This is a genomic window from Gemmatimonas sp. (genome assembly GCF_044345575.1).
Taxonomy (GTDB): Bacteria; Gemmatimonadota; Gemmatimonadetes; order Gemmatimonadales; family Gemmatimonadaceae; genus Gemmatimonas.
The window spans coordinates 1-20,447 of the sequence record NZ_JBIJAW010000026.1 but is presented as its reverse complement, the minus strand read 5'-3'; the positions used below and the strand labels follow the sequence as shown (position 1 = coordinate 20,447).

Here is a 20,447-nt window from a genome sequence, read left to right as displayed (position 1 = left end):
ACGGACACCTGGGCATGGTGTTCGAGTCGAGTCGTGAGCGGCGCGTGCTGATGAGGCTGGCCCCGCACCTCGTGCGCCCCTTGGCGTTCACCTGGCCGGTGTACACCGGCGCGCGCGTGCCCAAGTGGAAGGTGCGCGCCGGTCTGCTGCTGTACGACATGCTGGCGCTGTTCCGCAACGTGCGGAATCACGACGCGCTCGATGCGCACGGCATTCTCGCCGTCGAGCCGGCGTTGGCGAGCGAGGGGCTCGAGGGGGGCGCGCGGTACTGGGACGCCGCCACCAACGACTCGCGGCTCACGCTCGCGACCGCGCGTGGCGCACACGCCGTCGGCACCGTGGTGGTCAACCATGCGGGCGTGGTGGGCCCCCTGCGGAACGCCCATCATCGCCTCGTCGGCGCCCTGGTACACGATCACCTCGGCAACCAGACACTGGAGGTACGGGCCCGGGTGGTCATCAATGCCACCGGTCCGTGGAGCGATGCCACCGCCGCGCTCACCGGCGAATCGAGCGGCCATCAAGTGCTCGGGTCGGCCGGTACGCACGTGCTCGTGCCGCGGCACCGTATCGGAAACCGCGACGCCGTGACCATCGTGTCACCGCTCGACGGGCGGGTGATGTTCGTGCTACCGGCGGGAGCACACGCGATCATCGGTACCACCGAACGCCCGGCGCAGGGTGGCCCCGACGAGATTCGTGCCACGGAACGCGATGTGACTTACCTGCTGGATACGGTCAATCGCAGCTTTCCGCACGCGGCACTTGGTCCTGCCGATGTGATCAGTGCCTGGTGCGGCATTCGTCCACTCGCCGCGGTACGCGCGGGCGAGCACAGCGCCAACGCCGCCAGCCGCGAACACGCCATCACGCACCGCGCCGATGGCCTCGTGAGCGTCACGGGCGGCAAGCTCACCACCTATCGCGCCATGGCCGCGGATGTGTTCACCCACGCGCGGCGGGAATTGGGTGAGGCGGCACGTCACGCGCCGCCGACTGGCGACACGCGCGACAGCGCCCACACCCCGCTCCCCGGTGGGGACTTCACGTCACGCGACGCGCTGTTGGCCGACATACGCACCGCCACCCGCGACGACGCCGTGAGCGAGCACCTGATGCACACCTACGGCTGCGAGTGGATGCGAGTGTGGCAGTACGCCACCCACGATGCGGCCCACGCCGAGCGCATCGTGTCCGGGCTCCCGTATCTCATGGCCGAGGTGCCGTACGCCATCGCGCACGAATGGGCGTGCACATTGAGCGACGTACTCATCAGGCGCACGCACATCGGGTTCGAGACGCGAGACCACGGTCGGAGCGCGGCGCGGCGCATTGCACCGCTGATGGGTGCCGCTCTTGGCTGGAGCGACGAGCAGCAGCACCGCGCCGTGGCCGAATACGACGGGGATGTGACTCGGATCTTCTCGATTGAGAAGTGAGAGGAACTGCTTTCGCGAAAGCCGTTCCCCACACCCACCCGCGAGCAGGTCAGGGAACGAGCAATACCTTTCCATCGCGGCCACCGCTTGCGGCGAGCGCCACCGCGTCCTGCACCTGCGCCAGCGGGAAGGTGCGGTGCACCCGCGCCGTGAGTTCACCACGCGCGATGCGCTGCGCCAGGTCGGTGTACAGCGCCATCTGCTGCGGCACAGTGGCCTGACGGAACCAGAAGGCGAGCCAGAATCCGCGCAGCGTGATGTTGCGGAACACGAAGGAACCCGGCGCCACCTTGCACGCCTCACCGCTCATCGCGCCGTAGTTGACCACCGTGCCCCCCACGGCCACACTCTGCGCGAGGCGGTCGGTCGCCGATCCGCCCACCGCATCGAACGCAAGGCGGATCTTGGCGCCGTTGGTCGCGGCTGCCACACGCGCCGCGAGATCGGGCCCGTCCACCACCACCACATCAGCGCCAAGCGCCTCGAGCACCGGCACCATGTCGTCGCGCCGTACCACATTCACCGTGTGCAGGCCGCGCGCCTTCGCCAGCTGGATGACGTATTCCCCCACGGCGCTATTGGCCGCGTTCTGCATGACCCAGTCGCCCGCCTGCAACTCGACGAACTCCGAGAGCAGCAATGAGGCAGTGGGCGGATTCACCGTGAGCATCGCGAGCTGCAGCGCATCGCCCTCGGCGGGGAGCGGCATCAGCGACTGGGCCTTGGCCACCGTGTGCGACACCCAGCTGCCGGCAGCGATCGGCATCAGCACGCGCGTGCCCACCTCGATGCCGGTGACACCCTCGCCAAGCGCCGCGACGCGTCCGACGCCTTCGTTGCCGCCAATGGCCGGCAGCGGTGGCAGCGCACCGTACTGCCCGGTGATCGTGAGTACGTCCGACGGGTTGATCGGCGCGGCGATCATTTCGACCAGCACCTCCCCCGCGCCGGGGGTGGCCGTATCACGCTCGATGCAGTGGATGCGCGTGTGGGGATCGGCGCCGCGCGTGTCGTAGACTGCCTGCTGCATCGTGCCTCCGTGCGGAGTGGAACCGTTACGCGAGATCGTCCGCGTTGCGGTCGTGAATGGTGTAGAGCTCGGTGATGACGAGACGACGCACCTTGGTGGGCAACTTGAGGATGCACGTCTCGCCCACGCCCTTGCCCTGCAGCGCGCGACCAATGGGCGAGCCCATGGTCACGTGGCCGTCGTGCAGTTCGCCGGCGTCGCCGAACACGAGCTCGTACGACTCCTTGCTCTTCGTGGCCTCGTCTTCGACCACCACCTTCGAACCGAGCCCCACCTTATCGGCCGGGATCTGCGTGATGTCGATGTTCGCCAGCTTGGTCACACGCTGCGTGAGCTGCCCGAGACGCGCCTGCACGAACTGCTGGCGCTCCAGCGCGGCCTTGTACTCACTGTTTTCCTTGAGGTCGCCGAGTTCGACGGCCTTACGGATTTCCGCGGGCAGCGTGACGTTCAGCTCGAACTGGAGCTTCTCGACTTCGCGTGCCATCTGGGCGATGAGTTCCTGAAACATGCGCGTGCCAGCTGAGGCCGGGATAAAAGCGAGCGCCCGGCCGGGAGGGCCGGGCGCACTGGAAGTCGAAATATGCCCCGTTGTGCGGGCGGTTCAACCCTTGAGGCGGGCTGGGCAGGCTCGGTCGCGGTCCCCAGGCTCCAGCGTGATCGGCAGGTGGGGTTGAACTGATATTGGAAGAAATGTCAGTTCCCCCTTTTCCGCTTCGCCTCCGGTTCGCCGCGCGAGGGAACGGGGGTCAGCCCACCGCCGTCAGGGCTGCAGACCGAAGGTCAGGCGGAAGGCGCGCGGCGCCCCGGGCATGATGTTGTTATTGCCGTGCGACGTGGCGAAATAGCGCGCGTCGAAGACGTTCTCCACGTTCAGCTGCATCATGAGGCCGCGCGGCAGCGTCAGGTAGGCGGCGGCGTCGGCGCGGGTGAACGCCGGCAACATGACGGCATTGTCGATGGCCGCATATCGCTGCCCCTGATGCACCACCCCGCCCCCCACGGCCAGCGATCGGCGCAGCTGTACCTTGTTGAAGAGGGACGCCGTCGTGCGCGGGACCAACGGCACGGTAGCCCCCTGTCGCGCCGCGGCGGTACGGCTCACGACGCGTGCATCCTGAACGCCGATACCACCGGTCACGCTCCACCCGCGCATCGGCGACCCCTGCACACCCAACTCGGCGCCGGTCGTACGCTGATGCCCGCTCTGCACGAGACGCGTCGCGTCGAACGGATCGGGCGCCGTGGTGTTGGTGCGGTCCACCGCGAAGTACGCCGCCGTGATCGCAAAGTCAGGACGGGCATCCCACTTGAACCCCAATTCCTGATTGCGGAACCGCTCGGGCATGAGCGTCTGCGCGGTCACCGACAGCGACGTGAACTGATCGCCCGTGCTCGGCAGAAACGACACACTCTGACTGCCGTACAGCGAGACGTTCGCCGCGGGCGTGATCACCACCGCCGCGCGCGGAGACACCAGGTTGTCGGTACGAGCCAAGCGCGTGTTGTTGCGGCGATTGAGCACGTCGATGGTAAAGCGATCGTGGCGCACCCCACCGACCAGTTGTACGAAACGGCCGAGATGCAGTTGCTCCTGCACGAAGGCGGCAGCCACGGTGGCCGTGGCATCGTTGCTGGCGTCGCTGGCACTCGGGCGGTACGTCACCGGCGTAAACACGGTGGGCGCCGTCACGGCGGCGGTGACCACGGTCGCCGTGTTGTTGAAGTACCCCGTTTCGCGGAGCTGGTCGGAACGCTGCCGGCTGAGCTCCGTGCCCACGAGCAGCGTGGAGCGTACGTGACGTCCCTCGGTCTTCCAGATCGCATCATTCTGCGTGAACACGCTGCGGCGATCGACCGCATCACGGTAGGCGCCGAGGCTGAACTGCGTCCCGGCGGCGTTCACGGCGCTGCTGGCGAACACGTTCTCGTAGTACTTGTCGTAGCGGAACGCGCGCGAGTGCGAGCGGAAGGTGAAGCCGTGCCCGTTGTCGAACTCGAGCTGCGCATTGGCCCCGTCCACCGTGATGCCGGACTGGCTGGCGTCGGGATTGCCCACGAACACGCGGGTGTCGAGGCGCGACGGCACGCCGTTCGCTGACGGCAGCCCACGGTCGACCGTGCGGTTGTCCACGTAGCGCTCCACGCCGGCACGGAGCTGCACGCGACCAAGCATCACGGTCGTGGTGGGGTTGGCGCCCCACTTCTCGTAGCCCATGCTGCGCCGGAAGGAGTCGCTGTTCTCGTACAGGAGGTTGAGTCGACCGGCCGCACGCTTGCCGAAGGGCTGATTGAGGTCGAGCGTGGTGCGGCGCTGATTCCACGAGCCCGTTTCCACGCGGCCAAGGTAGGCCGGCGTCCAGTCGGCGCGCTTGCCGACGCGGTTGAGGACCCCGCCACCGCCGCCGCGACCGAACACGGTGGCGTTGGCCCCCTTCACGGCATCGATCTGCTGGACGTTGTAGGTGTCGCGCAGGTACTGCGCGTCGTCACGCACCCCATCGATGAAAAAGTCGGCGGTGCTGCTCTGGCCGCGAATCGTGGGAGCATCGCGGTGCCCCTCTCCCTGGCCCATGGTGATACCGGGGAGGTACTCCACGGCCTTGGCCATGGACTGGATGTTGAGGTCGGCCAGAATGGGGGCGCCGAGGACGGTGACGGACTGCGGAACCTCGCGGAGCGGCGTGAGCGTGCGTGTCGCCGCGCTCGTGGCCGGCGCGAGGTAGCGCGTCGACCGGGCCGCGTGAGCGCGCACCTTCACCGTCAGCAGCTGCTGGGTGTCGGGGCGGGCCACCCGAACGGCCGGCCGGGGTGTGGCGGTATCTGCAAACGATCGGCGCGCCGTGTCCTGGGGGACGGCGGCCACCGCGAGCGTAAGGATCAGGGGCGCGAGCATGAACTCTTTGATGAGAGCGACTCTCAACTACTGCGCCCGCAGTGTAACCAACCAATCCCGATGTTGTCAATCGGGATTAGAGCCTGGAGCCGTCAGCCCGCCCTACGCCTCGTCGTGCAGGACGCGGCTCGCGGTCTGCGCCTCGTGCGCATCCATGACCGCCTGCGCCGCCTCACGCGGATCGTCGGTGAGCAGCAGCAGGTCCAGATCGCCAGGCGAGATCTTCCCCTCCGCCACCATCCGCGAGCTGATCCAGCGCACCAGCCCTGCCCAGTAGTGTGTCCCGAACAGGACGACCGGAAACTGGTAGATCTTCCCGGTCTGAATGAGCGTGAGCGCCTCGAACAGTTCGTCGAGCGTACCGAACCCGCCGGGGAAAATGATGAACGCATTCGAGTACTTGATGAACATCGTTTTCCGCACGAAGAAGTAGCGGAAGTTCACCAGCGTATCGACATACGGATTGGCGCCCTGCTCGAAGGGCAGTTCGATGTTGCACCCCACGGAGTGACCATTCGCGTCCTTTGCCCCGCGATTGGCCGCCTCCATGATGCCCGGGCCCGCCCCCGTGAGAATGGAGAATCCCTGCTCCGCCAGCAGCCGCGCGGTTTCCCGGGCCGCGTCGTACATGGGATCATCAGGTCCCGTGCGGGCCGAGCCGAAGATGGTCACACCCTTCTGGATGTCCGACAGCGCATCGAAGCCTTCCACGAATTCCGAGGTGATGCGCATGACGCGCCACGGGTCGGAGCGCGTGAAGGCGGTTGCTTCCTCCTTGGGGCTCTGCAGCAACTTTTCGTCTTCGGTAAGCATTGGCCGATCACGAAGCGATTGGTCCACCAGACGTGGATCGCTTCGGCGGACGGCCCGCGCGCCCTTCGAGACGAGGTGCCCCGTGGTGGCCGGATCACGCCCTGCCGCCCGATGCCCTTCTTCCGTCCGCTCCTTGTACGCCGCCACGGACTGCTGCTCAGCCGTGGATCTGGTAACGGGCGACGCCTGCTTGCCGGTGGCCGTACGGGGCGCGTTGCGACGGGATTTCGCCATGAAATTGCAGGTTGATGCGGTGAGCCAGTGAAGACCAACGAACAGAGCACCACGACAGCGCAGCGGTCGCCGACGGGACATGACCGTGAGGCATGATACCACGGGGGCACGCCGGTTGCTCCTGGTGGTGGCCGATGGCGTGCGTCCGGATGTGCTCGCCGAGGAGATGGATGCGGGACGTGCGCCCGCGCTGGCCGCCCTGCGGCAGCATGGCAGCGCGCACATCATCACCTCCTCATTCCCCTCCGTGACCGGACCGGCGTACGTGCCGTTCCTCATGGGCACCCACCCCGCGCGCGTGGGCATGCCGGGGCTGCGGTGGTTCGATCGCAGCCGCTCGCTGCGCTGGGCATCGGGCCAGTCGCGCAGTTATGCCGGTATCGACATCTGGCACGTCGACGGGGACCTCGCGAACGACGTGCCGACGCTCCTGGAGTACGCGCAACCGTCGCTGGCGGCCCTCAGCATGATCGGCCGCGGTGCGACACACGGGCGAATCGGACGTGGCGTCGGCTGGATGTTTCGTGCCGCACCAGCCCATTTCCGTGGCGACCTGCTCGGTTGGCGACGGGTCGAACAGTACGCCCACAAAGTGTTCTTCGACCGATTCACCCGCATCCGTCCGCGCATGTCGGTGCTCGGCATCCTCAGCGGTGACAAGTTCGCGCACAAGTATGGCTCACGGTCCGACGCCGTACGTACCGCCGTCGCCGATGTCGATACCGCCGTGGCCACGGCACAGCGCATCGCCGAACGCGATGGCTGGCGTGAGTCCCTGCACATCTGGCTCACCGGCGATCACGGGCACGACGACATCACGCAGCACGAGGATCTGCACGGATGGCTCGAGGCGCAGGGGTTGCGGGTGCGTGCGCATCCGCGGCTCAACGTGCGAAACCCCGATGTGGTACTCATGGTGGGCGGCAATGCGATGGCCCATCTGTACTTCACCCCCAATGAGCGCGCCCGCCGCTGGTGGAGCAGTCACGCCCCGGCGTGGGATCGTCTGCTCGATCGGCTGGTGGAGCGCCCGGCGATCGACCTATTGGCGGTAAACGTGTCGGCCGACGTCGTACAGATCCGGCATCATGGGCGAGGGACCGCGGAGGTCCGCCATTCGGGTCGTGGCTCGGACGCGCGCTGGTCGTACGTGTGCACCGACGGGGATCCGTTGGAGCTGGGTGGCTCGTTGCACGACCTCGATGCCTGCACGGCGTGGGAGGTGACCGCCGGTGGACGATATCCCGACGCCCTCGTGCAGCTCTCACTGCTGGGGGCGAGTGCCCGGTCGGGCGACGTGCTGGTCTCGGCGGCCGAGGGGTGGGATCTTCGCGCACGCTTCGAACCGGTTCCGCACGTGTCGACCCACGGCGCACTGCTCAGAGACCAGATGTTGGTCCCCCTCATCGTGGATGTCCCGGTCGCGCGAGCGCCGCAGCGCACCACCGATATCGTGCCCTCGGCATTGGACCTTTTGGCCATCCCTGCCGATACTCGCTTCGACGGACGCTCCTTTCTGCGGTAGCACCCGCAGGGGCAGTGCACGCGCCTGGCGCGCGACGCACTTCATCGTCCAAGGTTGTCCGTCCGACGCCGGCTGGGCACCGACCGTGTGCTGATGCATCGCGCTACGCTTCACGTCATGCCTGCCTCCGTTCTTCTCCGCAACAACGTTCAAGTCTCCGGCCACGGTGATCAGGCCGTCGTGTTCGCGCACGGGTTCGGGTGCGACCAGTCCATGTGGCGATACGTCGCCCCGGCCTTCGAAGCGACGCACAAGGTGGTGCTATTCGATTACGTCGGTTCGGGCCGCTCTGACCTGCGCGCGTATGATCCCACCCGCTACAGCACGTTGCAGGGATACGCCAGCGACGTACTCGAGATCATCGAAGCGCTGGCCTTGCACGACGTGATCTTCGTGGGACATTCGGTGAGCGCGGTGGTGGGCATGCTGGCCTCGCTCCGCCGCCCGTCCCGCTTCGCGCGTCTCGTGCTGGTGGGCCCCTCGCCGAGCTATCTGAACGATCCGCCGCACTACTACGGGGGCTTCGAACAGCAGGACATCGCCGGGCTGCTCGACATGATGGAGAAGAACTACACGGGATGGGCCAACGCCCTCGCGCCGACCATCGCGGGCAATCCCGAGCAGCCAGCATACGCGGCGGAACTCGCAGCCAGCTTCTGCGAGACGGATCCGGTCATCGCGCGCCACTTCGCCGAGGCGACGTTTCTCTCAGATCACCGGGAGGACGTGGTGCGCGTCACCACCCCGTCGCTCATCATGCAATGCGCACAAGATGCCATCGCCCCCACAGCGGTTGGTGAGTGGATGGCCCGGCACGTCCCCAACAGCACCTACCAGGCGCTGCAGGCGACGGGGCATTGCCCGCACCTTACGCATCCGGATGAAACGATCCGGGTCATTCGCGACTATCTCGATGGCCCGGCACGAAGCCCGTCGGTCACCGCTGCTGCCTGAATTCCATGGACGCCGTCCATGCCCGCTTGCGGTGCAGACGATTGCTCGTGCCACTGCCGCGCGCCGAAGCGTAACGACGCTACTCGGTGCGGTTGCGGCTGCGCTCCGGGTCGAAGCCCTCAGGATAGCGCTTCCGGAGCTTCTCGATGTTGCGCTGCGCGATCTCCTCCATGGACAGATCGAGCACCGTAGCGAAGGCGCCGATGTACCACAGACAGTCGCCCAGCTCCTTGATGATGGCGTCCCGATCGAGGGGCGTCGCGTGGAACAGGTGCTTCTTGATGATCTCGGCCGTTTCGCCGGCCTCACCAGTGAGCCCTAGGGCGGCGTTCGCGAGCTGCTGCTCGTGCGTGCGGTCGCGCCCGAGCGTTCTGGCCGCCAGCTGCTGATAGTCGTCGAAGTTCATGGGCGACGAATTTACACAGTTCGTCGGCGACCCGCCGCCGCTATATTTCAGGGATGGCGTGGATTTCCCTCACCCTGACCCTTGCCCTGCGCTCGCTGCTCAACCCGGCACTGGCCGTGGACCTGTTGCGCGTGGCGTGGCGCTTTCGGCACCGACACTGGTATCGGCGCTTTCCGTTTCTGCCGCTACCGGCCACCACGTATGTCCGGTGGCGCATGTACACGGCCTATGGTGACGAGGGGGCGATCCCCCTGGCCGACGACGTGATTGCGTTTGCACGCTGGGTGGGTCGGCAGCCCTGACCGAGCGATCGGGCGCCGGCACACATCGCCCATTCCCCATGGATTCGCTCACACATCGACTCACGGCGTTCGCCTACGGCTTGGGGTTCGATGCCGTCGGCGTCGCGGCACTCGGGGAGCCGGCCACGCGGGCGGCATTCGACGCCTGGCTATCGCGTGGGCAACACGCCGGCATGCACTACCTCGACGGCGCGGGCGCCGAACTGCGCCGTGACGCGCGCCGTCCGCATCCGGGAGCAACCCACGCCGTCGTCCTCGCCGCCTCGTACGGCGGTCGCGCACCATCGGGTGCGGTCGCGCGTTACGCGCGCGGCGATGATTACCACGAGGTGCTGCGCGACCGGGTGCGCGAACTGCACGTGTGGCTGGAGCGCGAACTCGGCCATCCGGTGAATGCGCGGCCATACGTGGACAGCGGCCCGCTGCTCGAACGCGATCTGGCCCAACGCGCCGGGCTTGGCTGGTTCGGCAAGAACACCATGCTCATCACGCCGCGGGCCGGCTCCTTCGTGTTTCTCGCGTCGCTGCTGGTGGAGCTGGAGCTCGAGCCAAGTATGCCCTTCGAGACGGACCGGTGCGGATCGTGCACCCGCTGTCTGGATGCGTGCCCCACCGGAGCCCTCCCCGCGCCGCGCGTGCTCGACGCCAACCGGTGCATCAGCTATCTCACCATCGAGCATCGCGGCGCCATCCCGCTGGAGCTGCGTGAGGGTGTGGGCGGGCTGCTCTACGGGTGCGACGTCTGCAACGACGTGTGTCCGTGGAACCGCAAGTTCGCCCGCGACGCGATGCTCCCTGAGTTTGCGCCGCGCGACATGTTCGTCGACGCGTACGATCGCGAGGGCGTGCGTGCGCTGGCACGCGAACTCCTCATGATGTCACCGACCGACTACGCCGCGGCCTTTCGTGGCTCGGCCATCAAACGCGCCAAGCTGTGGATGCTGCAGCGAAACGCGTGCGTGGTGCTGGGGAACATCGGCACCGAGGAGGACCTCGCGGTGCTCGAGGCGATGCAGGAGCACGAGCAGGACATCGTCCGTGAGCATGCTGGGTGGGCAACGAGCCGTGTTTCGCTTAGTGCGGCAGGGCCTGATGCCCCACCTTCGCCCTTCGAGTCGTAGTCGCTCCGGCGTCGCTGTTCATCAGCCCAGATGGTACAAACGTCGCGACCCCCCTGCCGGTGCTTGCGCACGAACAGGGGGGTCGCTCGCTGGTGAACGCCATCCATTGTGGGTTCGATATCACCGGAGTCTCAGGTTGCCCTGCGTCTCCAATGATCAAGGTGGCGCTCTTCCCCTCGGCGAACGGCCTCGCTTCAGGGGCATTGCCTACGCAACACATCGATCAGGGCCAGCGACCTCCCGACCTGTCCTGCCACTCGAACTGTGGCAGGGCGGCCTTCCGCACGGCGTCCCGGGAGAAGGCATCCGTTCGCGATGTACCGTTCGCGAACGCAGGGGAAGCATACGACCGCACCGCAGCGCGCAACATCAGACGAAATCCGACACCATGTCAGATCACCGCTTTCTACTGACGCTGAACGGGACCGAAACCTCTCCCACGACCACGCCACCGAGCTCGGTCGTGCCGTCATGAATCGCGACGATGCTGGCACGGAAGGCAATGGCCGTGTGCTTCGGATCGACCGTGCGGAAATAGAGGAATCCCGACACTCGGCCGTCCGGCTCGATCACCCCTTCGGGAAGCGCCAACGACAACACCTCGACCGAGGGGCGAACCGCCCGGCTGAAGTCACTGTACCAGAATGCGTAATAGCCGGGGTCGTAGAAGAGGTATGATCGCGCATAGACCGGCACTCCCGGGTACAGCCGCGCGAAGTAGGGCGCCACGTAGAAGTGCCGGTAACTGAACCCGGGCATCATGATGGGCCCGATCCCGGCAGACAACACGGGCGACAGGAGGTCCCCCTCCACACGAAATGGCGGCAATGCCGGATAGCGTTTGCCGCCGTTGGCCAGCAGCGCGAAATCGCCGTATCGAACACGGACGGTGTATCGCGTGCGGTTTTCGATGGTCACACGCATGGGCTGCACGTGGCCGAGTACAGAACGATCACCCTGCCAGGCATCGGCCTGCACGGAGACCCGCACGCCGCCGACCTCGTCCACGGCGATGTTCCCCGCACCGGCGATGGTCTTTGCCGAGGGTGCGGGCAGGAGGAAGGCCGAGGCGCATGCGCCGAGGCTAATGAGACTGGCCACGCCGAGCGCGGCGCGGCAACGAAAGGCAATCGAAGTCATGGGCGCTCCAGAGAAGGAGTCAACGCACAATGTCGCGACCCCCCTGCAAGTGCTTGCGCACGTACAGGGGGGTCGCTCGCTGGTGAACGCCATCCATTGTGGGTTCGATATCACCGGAGTCTCAGGTTGCCCTGCGTCTCCAATGATCAAGGTGGCGCTCTTCCCCTCGGCGAACGGCCTCGCTTCAGGGGCATTGCCTACGCAACACATCGATCAGGGCCAGCGACCTCCCGATCTGTCCTGCCACTCGAACTGTGGCAGGGCGGCCTTCCGCACGGCGTCCCGGGAGAAGGCATCCGTTCGCGATGTACCGTTCGCGAACGCAGGGGAAGCATACGACCGCACCCCAGCGCGCAACATCAGACGCAATCCGACAGTGTGTCGGACGTTCCGGAACAGCGTGACGCCAAAGACTGCTACAGGTTCGCAGAGGTTCGCCCCACGTCGCAGCACTGCGTACCACACGTGAATCCATTGGAATCGACGCTACTATGACACCGCACACATTTCGCGACCGCCGCGATGCCGGCAGGCAGCTGGCCGTACGGGTGGCCGCGCTCGTCGACTACTCGACCAGCGAGCATTCGGTCATCGTACTTGGACTTCCACGCGGCGGCGTGCCCGTAGCCTACGAGGTCGCCAAGCTCCTCGGCGCGCCGCTCGATGTGATGCCAGTCCGCAAACTGGGGATGCCCGGATTCGAGGAATATGCCCTGGGCGCCATCGCGGCCTTCAACGGCGACACGGCACAGATCCTCAACGAGGAGGCACTTCGTCAACATCCCGAGGCCTGGTTGCTCATCGACCAGATCGTTCGACAGGAGCGCATCGAACTCCTGCGTCGACGCCGGGCCTATCGCAGTTCGCGCCCGGCACTGCATCTGGCGGGGCTCGACGTCGTACTCGTCGACGATGGTCTCGCCACAGGGGCCACGATGCGCGCCGCCATCCTCGCCGCACGACAGGCCCACGCACACCGGATCATCACCGCCGTGCCCGTGGCCTCGACCGAGGCGTGCGCCTACCTGCGCCATGAAGCCGACGCCTGTGCCTGCATCGTGGAAACCGAGCAGATGTATGCGGTGGGAATGTGGTACGATGATTTTTCACCCACCGGCGATCAGGACGTGATCGATCTTCTTGCCGACGCCGAGCGCCGCTCCACCCACCAGCTTGCATCGACCACAGGCTGAGCGGCGCCACGACGACATATCAGACACGTCCACGGCCGATGCTCAGCGGCGTCGAACCCGCATGCCGAACTGGCGGATTTCACGTCCCAATGAATCCTGCACCGCCTGGATGCTCCGTTGCCCCGGTGCGTGCCGGTCGAGCAGGTCGGCGCCGAGGGCGCGTGCAGAGTGTGCGACGGCCAAAGCCGGCTGGTCGAGCGGGATCCTGGCGTCCCGCGCCGCGCGCTCGAGGTGATCGACAGCCATGAGCATGTCCTCGGCGGCGCGCAGCGTGTCGCGCAGTATCAGCGCGTCCACCGATCGTCGTTGGTGACGTTCGGCTTCGGCCTGATTCGCCCTGGCAAAGAGCCGGTCGAGACGATCAGCAGTCAGCTTCGCACCGCTTTCGGCACGATTCGCCAGCGTATCGAGCTCATGTGCGACCTCATTGAGGTGTGCCTTGACTTCATTCGCTGCGCTATCGGTCTGCTGGTGCACCACGGTGGCCGCAGCGCGAAGCGCCGAGGCCATCGTCTTCGGGTCTTTGAAGCGAAGCGCCTCGCGTGCCGCGTCGAAGTGCTGTTGTGCTTCCGTGCGCAGCGCAAGACGCCCGGTGGCCGAGTCGCGCTGGGGTGGCGTTGGCTCAGCGGCGCGAACACTCGTGCTGGCCGTGGTGTCCACGGCGATCTGCGAGGTCTCCTTCGCGCACCCGATGACGGTGGCGCCCAGGATGATACCGAATGCGACCAGGTGATGGTTGTGCATGCCTGCCTCCCGTGTTGATGGCTCGGCATTGTCGCCGTCTCCGGCGCGACGATGAATCAGATCGTTACGGACGCGCGGTCAGGCATCGTCCGACGATGCGCATCAGGCCGTCGAACGTGTCAGGGGCGGTCGCCGGTACGTTTGGTGTACACCATGTCGGACTCTTCCCTACATGCGTGCCTCCCGGGTGCGTGTACCCTACGCTGTATCGCCAGCGCTGACCGGCCTGCAGGTCGTACCTCGTCCTCAGGCCCCCGTGACCGTCTCCATTGTCAGCGGCACGCGCATCAGGCGCTGGGTGATCGGGAGGATTGTTCAATGAGTGTTCTACCAACGCGATCATTGCCACCACGTGGCAGCGCACGCGATGCGCAGGCCGACGCCCTGGCGGCGATCGGCAGCAAACTCATCAGTCAGTCGTACGCCCGACGTGGTGTACCGGCCTCCGACACGCCCATTCGGGTGGTGCTCGCTGATGATCACACCTTGTTCCGTGCCGGATTGCGCTTGCTGCTGCGTCAGTCCACGGACATCGACGTCGTGGGCGAAGCCAACAATGGGGATGAGGCGGTTACGACGGTCGAGCGTCTGGCGCCCGATGTCCTGGTGATGGATCTCGACATGAATGGGTCCGACGGCGCGGTCACGACCCGTCTCCTCACCGAACGTGCCTCATCAGTACACGTACTGATCCTCAGCATGTACCCGGAAGAGGAGTACCTGCTGGCCTTGCTCGAAGCCGGAGCCTGCGGGTATTTGACGAAGGAGGCCGCGGAGCAGGAGCTGGTCGAGGCGATTCGCGTTGTTGCCCGCGGCGACGTGTACGTTCGACCTCGGGTGGCGCGGCTCCTCGCGACACATCAGCGCAGCCGAACCAATTCTCCACGACAGCGACTTGCCGAGGACCTCAATCACCTGAGCCAACGGGAGCGCAGCGTGCTCGAACTGACGGCGCAAGGCTACGGTGGTGTGGAGATCGGCGAACAGCTCGGTATCAGCAACAAGACCGTCGAGACGTACAAGGAACGCATCGAGGAGAAACTCGGACTTCGTCACCGATCGGAGTACGTTCGATTCGCCCTCGAGATCGGCCTGCTGCACCGCTGATTGTGTACCGCGCCTTCCTCGGCGCGGTCCAGCCACCGCGCCGAGGGAACGCCGCACACGTTTCAGGCAACCGGTTGGGGAATCGGGAAGCGCAATCGGGCCGCGATCCCCGCGCCCCGTTTCTGGAGGTGCGCCGCAGTGTCACCTCCCACGTAGGTGATCTGCGCATCACCCTCACATGCCAATTGCACCACGGCTTCGGTAGCAGCCGGGTCGCGCCGTTCGAACTCTTCCGTAATGAGCAGGCGGGACACGCCCCCCAGGCGTAAAGCCGCTTCGGTCGCGGTCACTCCGAAGGCGGCATGCGCGCCGACGATGCCGGATTCCGTCAGTTCATGCCATAAGGCACGACGTCGTTCGAGACGCCAAGTGTCGAGTGCTACCTCGACCCGTGTGGCGATCTCTGGAAGGCCGGCGTGGATATCGAGACCAGCCAAGACCGGAGCCTGGGCATGCTCGTGCTCGAGCAGCTGGGAAGCAACAGCATGGGCCATCGCTGGAATACCACCGACGAGGATCAACTCATCCGGAAGTGCGGCCATACGCAGCTGATCGGCGACCTCGGTCGCCAATCTCGCGGCCTTCACCCGTCGCACGCGGGCATTCGCGTCCGCGGCCGTTCGACCACGGGTGCCCGGATGAAACCCTTGCTGGGGCGGCGCACCCAGATGGCTCGCCGACAAGGCCGGTACGTCCGCCTCGAGCGTCGCCAACACCTCGAACACGCCATCACGATACCGCCACAGCGTGGCCATGCGCGAATCGGTCATGACAACGAGCGCAGAGCACTGGTAGTCGAGCCCACGGATGTATGGCGAGAGCCACAGCCCGTCTCCCCAAACCGCCTCGGTCGGCACTGGTACCGGCAACATGGCACTGTGCTGCACACCCATTTCGGACACGAAAGCCACCCATCCCTTGAAGCATGCAGTGACGGGAATGGCGCGCACCTGCTGCTCGGCATGCGCAATCGCACGATCGAGCGCCTCCCGATCTGCGTGCGCGGCATCACGCATCGCGTCTCGCAGATGCGCGAACCGATGCGCCAACGCACGGCGCCCGTTTCCACGCTGGGCCGGATCATCCGTGTCTTCGGACAGATACACGCTCAGCGTTGGGGTCGACTTCAACTGTCGGCGCAGCTGCATCAACTCTGGTCGCGTAAACATCGTGCATCCTCCCCTCATGACTGCCATGGGCGCGGCGAACTTCACTGCCTACGACCTTACTTGATCGCCGTACGATTGCTGCGCGATCATACCCGACAGGTGCGTCAGCCAAAGGCCGACACGGGTTACCGACGTTTGGTGCAGCATACAGATGAGGTCCAGCGGCGCTGTCGCCGGGATCTCTCGACCTCGAGCCCGCAGTGAACCACAATGCGTACCGTTTCGCGTGTCTTGCTCACCACAGCGGTGCTGATCGGATTGGCGGCGGCGGGATGGTGGTGGCGTTCGTTCCGAACACCGTCCCCGCCGCAATACCGCACGGGTACCGTCGAGCAGGGGGATTTGCGGGCGTCGGTGACTGCCACAGGTTCGTTGAGTGCCGTGCGCACGGTCGAGGTCGGCACTCAGGTGTCCGGTCAGATCGCCGCGCTGTATGCCGACTACAACGACCGTGTAAGGCGAGGACAGCTGATTGCGAGGATCGACCCCACGCTGCAGCGGCAAGCGATCCAGGAGGCAGAGGCCGTACGCACCCGGGCCGAAGCTCAACTCGTGCAGTCGGAAGACGATTTCGCGCGGACATCCGCCCTGCATGATGGCGGCTTCGTTACGCAGGCTGAGTATGCACTTGCACGGACGAACCGCACGCTGGCCGTCAGTAACGTCACCTCGGCCATGGTGGCCCTCGAGCGCGCCAGGCAGAATCTGTCCTATACCGACATTCATGCGCCGATCGACGGCGTGGTGATCGAACGTGCGATCGATGTCGGACAAACCGTGGCGGCGAGCCTGTCGGCACCACGACTGTTCGTCATCGCGAATGACCTCACACGTATGCGGATTCTGGCCCTTGTCGACGAGAGCGACATCGGCCGCATCCATGCAGGACAGGCAGTCGAGTTCACCGTACAGGCTTTTCCCAATAGACCGTTTTCGGGTGCGGTCGAAGCGGTACGCCTGGCCTCCACGAGCGCGAACAACGTCGTGAGCTATACCGTCGTCGTCAAGGTGAACAACAAGGACGGCTTGCTGCTCCCCGGCATGACAGCCACCGTGACGTTCGTGACCGGCGAAGCCACGAACGTCTTCACTGTACCGAATGCGGCGCTTCGATTTCGTCCCGGAAGCCAGGTAGGAGTCTCGCGACCCAGCGGGGCACGCGAACGCGCAGGCACGCTCTACATTTTGCATGGGGACAGTCTCCTCATGCGTGCTGTGCGCGTGGGACTCACCGACGGCACGCGCACAGCTGTGAGCGGTGACGGACTTGCCGAGGGAATGCTGGTGGTCATTGGCACCACGGCTAACACGATTGTTCCGGGCAGTGCTTCGACGAGCCCGTTTCAGACGCCGCAGCCGGGTGGGCAGCGCCGTGGCGGCCCGCCCACGCCGTTCTGAGTGAGGTACGATGCTCAGCACCCTGAACGTCGACGCGGCGCTGGCGCCACCGCTCATCCGCCTGCGCGATATCAGCAAGCGATATCGCATCGGCAGCAACGAGGTCCTTGCGTTGCGCCACGTGGACCTCACCGTTTCCCCCGGAGAGTTTATCGCCATCATGGGAGCCTCAGGTTCGGGGAAGTCCACACTGATGAACATCCTCGGCTGTCTCGACACGCCGTCGAGCGGGTCGTATGAACTAAACGGCGTTCGGGTGGACGGGCTGTCGAGGGATGCCCTCGCCGACCTCAGGAACCGCGACGTGGGTTTCGTGTTCCAGGGCTTCAACCTGCTCGCCCGCACCTCGGCGCTCGACAACGTCGAACTTCCGCTGCTGTACGATCGCGTTCGCAGGCATCGAGACAGCAAGGCGCAGGCCCGGGCCGCGCTTGAGCGGGTAGGACTCGGCTCGCGGTTAGCTCATGTCCCGAGTGAACTCTCCGGGGGCCAACAGCAACGGGTGGCCATTGCCCGCGCACTGGTGACCGATCCGGCGCTTCTGCTCGCCGATGAACCGACCGGCAATCTCGACTCACGCACCACGTGTGACGTGATGTCGCTGTTCCAGCAACTGAATGATCAAGGCATCACCATTCTGCTTGTGACGCACGAACTGGAGGTCAGCCACTACGCCAAACGCATCATCGACATGCGAGACGGGCGTATCCTGCGTGATCATCCGGTAGAGCAGCGCCGAAGTGCCGCGGCGGACCTCCTGGCACGGGATGCAGTGGAGAGCAAGCAATGAAAGTCAGCGTCCTGCTCAGGATGGCGTGGCAAAGCATCACCAGAAACGCGATGCGTACCCTCCTCACCATGCTCGGCATCGTGATCGGCGTGGGTGCGGTGATCATCATGGTGGCCATCGGTAACGGCGCCCAGCGTCAGATCGAAGGGCAGATTGCCAACTTGGGAACCAATCTCATCGTCATTACGCCAGGGGCGACACAGACCGGGGGGGCGAGTCAGGGAGCGCAGTCGTTCAACCGACTCACGATCGACGACATGGAAAAGATCCAGCGCGAAGCGAGTCTGCTCGTGGCTGTTTCTCCGGTGGTGACCACCCGTGCGCAGGTGGTCAGTTCCGGCGGGAACTGGCGAACCGAAGTGAGCGGGGTGGCGACCAGCTTTTTTCAGATTCGGAATTGGCCGATCGCCAGCGGCGTAGCCTTCACCGATGAGGACGTGCGCAGCAAACGGACCGTCGTGCTGTTGGGAAAGACCGTTGCCGAGGGGCTGTTTCCCGATGGGGAAGCGGTGGGACAGCGCGTCAGGCTTGGCCGCACCCCGGTCACGATCATCGGCGTTCTTGCGTCCAAGGGCCAATCGGCCAACGGGGTGGATCAGGACGATGTGGTTGTCCTGCCGTATACCACCGCCCAGTCTCGCATCAGCAACTTCTATTTCGTGGGACAGATTCTGGCCATGACCGCGTCACCGTCGGACATTCCAGGGGCGATCGATGAGATTCGCGGGATTCTGCGGGAGGCGCACGACGTCGGGGGTGGCGCCGACGATTTCTCGGTACGCGACCAGACCGTTCTCGCATCCGCCGCCACGAGTACCACGACCGTGATGACGACGCTCCTGGCGGCCATTGCCTCGATCTCGCTCGTGGTAGGCGGTATCGGCATCATGAATATCATGCTCGTGTCGGTCACGGAGCGTACACGGGAAATCGGCATCCGGATGGCCGTGGGTGCTCGGGGCTCGGACGTGCTCACGCAGTTTCTCGTGGAAAGTGTCGTCCTGAGCCTGATGGGCGGCGTGCTGGGGTTACTCGCCGGCATGCTCGGAGCGGCCGTCCTCGGGCGCATCATGCATTGGCAAACGGCTACCACGCTCTCGTCGATGCTCATCGCCGCCGGCTTTTCGGCCGCGGTGGGGGTGTTCTTTGGCCTGTATCCGGCGCGCAAGGCGGCGGCCCTCGATCCGATTCACGCGTTGCGTTACGAGTGAGCGCGGCGGCGCACTCAGCGCGCCGAAAGCGTATCCGGTGCGAAGCGCAGCAGCCCCGGCTCACGCCTCGCTTCGAGTTCCGTGGATATCGCCTGATTGCCTCACACCTGCACGAACAGCGCGTCCAGCCCGTGGAAATGCCAGCTGTCCTTGGGCTGTGCGTTGCCGGCAAGCGCGAGACGCGGGCAGCGCAGAAAGAGCACGCGCAGCGCGCACTGGAGTTCGAGCCGGGCCAGCGGGGCGCCAACGCAAAAGTGAATGCCGGCGCCGAAGCTGGTGTGCAGCGGCTGTGCCCGCCCGGGGAGCAGCACGTCCGAGGCCTCGTGCAGCCGCGGGTCGCGCCCGGTAGCACCCAGCACGAGCGCGATCTGCTCGCCTTTCTTGAGAGGAATACCGCTCTCTTCGGTATCCGCCAGCACGTAGCGTTTGAACAGGTGCAGCGGCGGCACGAACCGCAGCGACTCCTCCACGAGGCGTGCCATACCAGCATCGTCAGCCACGAATTCCTGCATGCGTACTCCGTGGCGCAGCACGGCGTTCACCGCATTCCCTAGGGCGTGCACCGTGGCTTCGTGGCCGGCGTTGAGCAGGAGAATGGCGGTGCTCACCAGTTCGGCCTCGGAGAGGGTATCCCCCTGCTCCTCCGCTTCAATGAGTACCGACAGCAGATCGTCGCCGGGGCTGGCGCGGCGGTCCGCCACCAGCTCGCGGATGTACTGCGAGAACTCCGCCGCCGCCGTATCGGCCCGCGTCTCGACCTCGTACGTGCGCCCCATGCCGTACATCGCCACCATGTCGTGTGACCACGCCAGTAGTTGCGGCGCCATGGCCTGGGGCACGCCGAGCAAGCGAGCGATGATGCGCACGGGAATGGGCGTCGCGTAGTGCGTGAGGAGATCGAAGGGCTCGCGCGGGAACGCATCGACAAGCTCGTGCGCCAAGCCTTCGATGATCGGCCGCAGCGCTTCCACCCGC

The 20,447-nt window shown here is 65.7% G+C and carries 19 protein-coding genes; 10 read left to right on the top strand and 9 right to left on the bottom strand.

Annotation, left to right across the window (positions count from 1 at the left end):
- A partial coding sequence (locus ACIQ6O_RS03270; RefSeq protein ID WP_396206344.1) for a glycerol-3-phosphate dehydrogenase/oxidase occupies positions 1–1,439 on the top strand: 1,439 nt, incomplete at its 5' end.
- A gap of 49 nt (positions 1,440–1,488) precedes the next feature.
- On the opposite strand, the gene ACIQ6O_RS03265 is transcribed toward ACIQ6O_RS03270, so the two are convergent.
- The 4 genes from ACIQ6O_RS03265 to ACIQ6O_RS03250 form a co-directional block, all read right to left on the bottom strand.
- The gene (locus ACIQ6O_RS03265; protein ID WP_396206343.1) at positions 1,489–2,469 is read right to left on the bottom strand and encodes a zinc-dependent alcohol dehydrogenase family protein; all 981 of its coding nucleotides are present in this window, start codon (positions 2,467–2,469) and stop codon (positions 1,489–1,491) included.
- 25 nt (positions 2,470–2,494) lie between these two features.
- Positions 2,495–2,980, bottom strand: coding sequence for a GreA/GreB family elongation factor (locus tag ACIQ6O_RS03260; protein WP_396206342.1), 486 nt, complete (start codon positions 2,978–2,980; stop codon positions 2,495–2,497).
- A 252-nt stretch (positions 2,981–3,232) separates the two neighbouring features.
- Entirely contained in the window at positions 3,233–5,365 is a 2,133-nt protein-coding gene (locus ACIQ6O_RS03255) for a TonB-dependent receptor (protein ID WP_396206341.1), read from the bottom strand.
- Positions 5,366–5,467: 102 nt separating this feature from the next.
- A complete protein-coding gene (locus tag ACIQ6O_RS03250; RefSeq protein WP_396206345.1) occupies positions 5,468–6,178 on the bottom strand; it encodes a TIGR00730 family Rossman fold protein in 711 nt (236 codons plus the stop codon).
- Positions 6,179–6,491: 313 nt separating this feature from the next.
- On the opposite strand from ACIQ6O_RS03250, the gene ACIQ6O_RS03245 reads away from it, so the two are divergent.
- Both ACIQ6O_RS03245 and ACIQ6O_RS03240 read left to right on the top strand, forming a co-directional pair.
- Entirely contained in the window at positions 6,492–7,937 is a 1,446-nt protein-coding gene (locus tag ACIQ6O_RS03245) for an alkaline phosphatase family protein (protein WP_396206340.1), read from the top strand.
- Positions 7,938–8,054: 117 nt separating this feature from the next.
- Positions 8,055–8,891, top strand: coding sequence for an alpha/beta fold hydrolase (locus ACIQ6O_RS03240; RefSeq protein ID WP_396206339.1), 837 nt, complete (start codon positions 8,055–8,057; stop codon positions 8,889–8,891).
- A gap of 79 nt (positions 8,892–8,970) precedes the next feature.
- Here ACIQ6O_RS03240 and ACIQ6O_RS03235 read toward each other — a convergent pair whose 3' ends face one another.
- Positions 8,971–9,297, bottom strand: a complete 327-nt coding sequence (locus tag ACIQ6O_RS03235; protein WP_396206338.1) for a nucleoside triphosphate pyrophosphohydrolase family protein — start codon at positions 9,295–9,297, stop codon at positions 8,971–8,973.
- A gap of 53 nt (positions 9,298–9,350) precedes the next feature.
- Here ACIQ6O_RS03235 and ACIQ6O_RS03230 point away from each other — a divergent pair, with 53 nt between their 5' ends.
- Together ACIQ6O_RS03230 and queG are read left to right on the top strand one after the other, a co-directional pair.
- Entirely contained in the window at positions 9,351–9,599 is a 249-nt protein-coding gene (locus ACIQ6O_RS03230) for a hypothetical protein (protein ID WP_396206337.1), read from the top strand.
- Between the two features lie 38 nt (positions 9,600–9,637).
- Complete coding sequence (queG, locus tag ACIQ6O_RS03225; protein WP_396206336.1) at positions 9,638–10,720, top strand: tRNA epoxyqueuosine(34) reductase QueG; 1,083 nt, start codon at positions 9,638–9,640, stop codon at positions 10,718–10,720.
- 396 nt (positions 10,721–11,116) lie between these two features.
- On the opposite strand, the gene ACIQ6O_RS03220 is transcribed toward queG, so the two are convergent.
- Complete coding sequence (locus tag ACIQ6O_RS03220) at positions 11,117–11,860, bottom strand: hypothetical protein (RefSeq protein ID WP_396206335.1); 744 nt, start codon at positions 11,858–11,860, stop codon at positions 11,117–11,119.
- A gap of 491 nt (positions 11,861–12,351) precedes the next feature.
- Between ACIQ6O_RS03220 and ACIQ6O_RS03215 the strand changes: the two genes are divergently transcribed.
- Entirely contained in the window at positions 12,352–13,053 is a 702-nt protein-coding gene (locus tag ACIQ6O_RS03215; RefSeq protein WP_396206334.1) for a phosphoribosyltransferase, read from the top strand.
- Between the two features lie 42 nt (positions 13,054–13,095).
- On the opposite strand, the gene ACIQ6O_RS03210 is transcribed toward ACIQ6O_RS03215, so the two are convergent.
- Positions 13,096–13,797, bottom strand: a complete 702-nt coding sequence (locus ACIQ6O_RS03210; protein WP_396206333.1) for a hypothetical protein — start codon at positions 13,795–13,797, stop codon at positions 13,096–13,098.
- Positions 13,798–14,115: 318 nt separating this feature from the next.
- Here ACIQ6O_RS03210 and ACIQ6O_RS03205 point away from each other — a divergent pair, with 318 nt between their 5' ends.
- The gene (locus ACIQ6O_RS03205) at positions 14,116–14,904 is read left to right on the top strand and encodes a response regulator (protein ID WP_396206332.1); all 789 of its coding nucleotides are present in this window, start codon (positions 14,116–14,118) and stop codon (positions 14,902–14,904) included.
- A 62-nt stretch (positions 14,905–14,966) separates the two neighbouring features.
- Here the strand turns inward: ACIQ6O_RS03205 and ACIQ6O_RS03200 are convergent, their stop codons facing one another.
- Positions 14,967–16,073, bottom strand: coding sequence for a hypothetical protein (locus ACIQ6O_RS03200; RefSeq protein WP_396206331.1), 1,107 nt, complete (start codon positions 16,071–16,073; stop codon positions 14,967–14,969).
- 231 nt (positions 16,074–16,304) lie between these two features.
- Here ACIQ6O_RS03200 and ACIQ6O_RS03195 point away from each other — a divergent pair, with 231 nt between their 5' ends.
- From ACIQ6O_RS03195 to ACIQ6O_RS03185, 3 genes are read left to right on the top strand one after another with little or no spacing between them, the layout of a single operon-like run.
- Positions 16,305–17,471 (top strand): efflux RND transporter periplasmic adaptor subunit, encoded by a 1,167-nt coding sequence (locus ACIQ6O_RS03195; RefSeq protein ID WP_396206330.1) that lies wholly within the window; start codon positions 16,305–16,307, stop codon positions 17,469–17,471.
- Positions 17,472–17,481: 10 nt separating this feature from the next.
- Positions 17,482–18,261 (top strand): ABC transporter ATP-binding protein, encoded by a 780-nt coding sequence (locus ACIQ6O_RS03190; RefSeq protein WP_396206329.1) that lies wholly within the window; start codon positions 17,482–17,484, stop codon positions 18,259–18,261.
- Positions 18,258–19,472, top strand: coding sequence for an ABC transporter permease (locus tag ACIQ6O_RS03185; RefSeq protein ID WP_396206327.1), 1,215 nt, complete (start codon positions 18,258–18,260; stop codon positions 19,470–19,472). Before ACIQ6O_RS03190 ends, ACIQ6O_RS03185 begins: the two co-directional genes overlap by 4 nt.
- A 101-nt stretch (positions 19,473–19,573) precedes the next feature.
- Here the strand turns inward: ACIQ6O_RS03185 and ACIQ6O_RS03180 are convergent.
- On the bottom strand, positions 19,574–20,447 hold an 874-nt coding region (locus ACIQ6O_RS03180), incomplete at its 5' end, for a cytochrome P450 (RefSeq protein WP_396206326.1).